2 protein-coding genes and 1 pseudogene are annotated in these 1724 nt (G+C 77.7%); 2 read left to right on the top strand and 1 reads right to left on the bottom strand.

Annotated features, from left to right (window positions below):
- Positions 1–627, bottom strand: a 627-nt coding sequence (locus HCN56_RS25405) for a UbiA family prenyltransferase (RefSeq protein WP_209313192.1), incomplete at its 3' end; no start/stop codon positions are given.
- Between the two features lie 93 nt (positions 628–720).
- Here HCN56_RS25405 and HCN56_RS25400 point away from each other — a divergent pair.
- Both HCN56_RS25400 and HCN56_RS25975 read left to right on the top strand, forming a co-directional pair.
- A complete protein-coding gene (locus HCN56_RS25400; RefSeq protein WP_167974979.1) occupies positions 721–1518 on the top strand; it encodes a class I SAM-dependent methyltransferase in 798 nt (265 codons plus the stop codon).
- Between the two features lie 3 nt (positions 1519–1521).
- Positions 1522–1724, top strand: a pseudogene (locus HCN56_RS25975) (hypothetical protein); the annotation flags it as partial.

The following is a 1724-nucleotide window of genomic DNA, read 5'->3' as shown; positions in this document are numbered from 1 at the left end:
GGCCTCCGCCGCGGCGCCTCCGCCCACCACCGGCCCCAGCGCCAGCGACGCGCACGCCCCCAGCATCAGCCCCGCCGCCACCGCCCGGCTCCGGGCCGCGCCCAGCCGCTGCGGCAGCCCCCGCACCCCGGCGGCGGCGTCCTCCGCCAGGTCCGGCAGCACGTTGAGGAAGTGCGCGGCGCACCCCAGCAGCGCGCCGCCCGCCACCAGCCACAGCGGCGGCCACGGCGCGCCCGGCAGGGCGAGGACGACGAACGCCGGCAGCAGGCCGAACGAGACGGCGTAGCAGGCCGGGGACCAGGCGCGGGACTTCCCCCCGAGGTCGTACGCCCACGCCGAGCCCAGCGCCGCCAGGTGGGCCGCTGCCGCCGGCCAGCCGGCGAGCAGCGTCAGCAGCGCCGACACCCCGGCCGTCGCCACGACCGCCCGGCGGACGGCCGTCCGGCTGAGCTCGCCCCGGGCCAGCGGCTTGTCGTCCCGCCCCGCCTCCCGGTCGCGGTCCGCGTCGACCAGGTCGTTGAGCCAGCCGACGGACAACTGACCCGTGAGCACCGCCGCCGTCAACAGCAGTACGCCACCCGCCGCATGCCCCCACGCGACGGCGAGCAGCGCGGTCACAGCCGTCACCGCCAGTACGGGCAAGGGGTGGCTCGCGCGGCACCAGGACGTTACGGACCCGACGTTCTGTCGCATGTCGGGCAAGTGTGCCAGCCTGACCGCATGGTCATCCTCAGGGAACACTCCGATGCGCCGCTCCGGCCCAACGACCCGGCCCTGTACGAGCGGCTGGCGGACGAGTGGTGGTCACCGCGCGGCAGCTTCGCCATGCTGCACTGGCTCGCCGCCGCGCGCGCGGAACTCGTCCCGCCCGCGACCAGGCAGGGCGCGGTCCTCGTGGACCTCGGCTGCGGCGGTGGGCTCATGGCGCCGCACGTACGGGGCAAGGGCTACCACCACATCGGCGTCGACACCTCCCCCAGCGCGATCCGCCAGGCCGCCGACCACGGCGTCCTCGCCGTGCGCGGTGACGTCACGGCCCTCCCGCTGCGCGACGGCTGCGCGGACGTGGTCGCCGCCGGCGAGATCCTGGAGCACGTCGAGGACCTGCCGCGCGCCGTCGCGGAGGCCTGCCGACTGCTCCGCCCCGACGGGCTGCTGGTCCTGGACACGCTGGCGGACACGGCGCTCTGCCGCGCCCTGGCCATCGGGGTCGCGGAGCGGGTGCCGAAAATGGCGCCCCGGGGCGTCCATGACCCCGAACTCCTGGTCGACCGAATTGAGTTGGCACGGGAGTGCGCCCGCCACGGGGTCCGGCTGCAGGTGCGCGGGGTGCGCCCCTCGCTGCGGGGGGTCGCGGCATGGCTGGCACGGCGGCGGGAGACGGTGCCGATGGTGCCCATCTCCTCCACCGCCGTGCTCTTCCAGGGCCGGGGCCGGCGCACGGCCGGGGGTTCCCCCGGCGCGACACGGGCAGCAGCCCACCCGGGCCATGTGGGACGAGCAGCGGCGGAGGGCTGACAGATGACGGCACAGCGGACCGACAGCGCCGGCGCGGCGCCGGCCACCCCACCGGGCACGGCGCCACCGCGCCCCACCGCGCCCCCGGACCCCACAACCCCGGACCCCACGACCCCGGACCCCGCGGCGGACAGCGGACGGCCGGTGCGCGGTGGCCGCGCCGACGTGCCGGAGCGGGCGCCGTCGCCCGCCGAGGCCCTCGCCGC

Source organism: Streptomyces lonarensis (assembly GCF_012033735.1).
GTDB classification, from domain to species: Bacteria; Actinomycetota; Actinomycetes; order Streptomycetales; family Streptomycetaceae; genus Streptomyces; species Streptomyces lonarensis.
Note: the sequence above shows the minus strand (reverse complement) of the source record. Positions and strands in the feature narration are given on the sequence as shown.

Excerpts from the sequence above, each read along its gene's own strand:
- HCN56_RS25400 (WP_167974979.1), top strand. The coding sequence starts at position 721 with ATGGTCATCCTCAGGGAACACTCCGATGCGCCGCTCCGGCCCAACGAC.